This is a genomic window from Bacillus sp. SIMBA_074 (assembly GCF_046534555.1).
GTDB lineage: Bacteria > Bacillota > Bacilli > Bacillales > Bacillaceae_G > Bacillus_A > Bacillus_A mycoides.
This window is the reverse complement of the sequence record NZ_JAWRYM010000848.1, coordinates 1-255: the sequence shown is the minus strand read 5'-3', so window position 1 is coordinate 255 and position 255 is coordinate 1. Positions and strand designations below refer to the sequence as shown.

Here is a 255-nt window from a genome sequence, read left to right as displayed (position 1 = left end):
AGCCTGCTCCTGAATGTAGGTAAAGTCTTGCTCTGAGATATTTCCAAGATGACTCATTACTGTCGAGATTACTTTGTCATCAACCTTGAAATCCTCGAAGGAGCCCTCCTTCTCGTCCTTCATTAGTCCACTTTTGAACAGTGGCATTAGTGATGTAAAAATGGGCATCAGAATTGTCGTTAACTTGATCAGGATGAATGAACCCGATCTGGCCGGAAACTTCCGAATACGGAATTTCCGACCGCTGATTTCCAC

General features: G+C 43.9%; 1 protein-coding gene. It reads right to left on the bottom strand.

The window, feature by feature from the left end; genetic code table 11:
- Positions 1 to 255: phage tail assembly chaperone (locus tag SB773_RS33140; RefSeq protein ID WP_410594682.1), on the bottom strand; the 255-nt coding region annotated here is incomplete at its 3' end.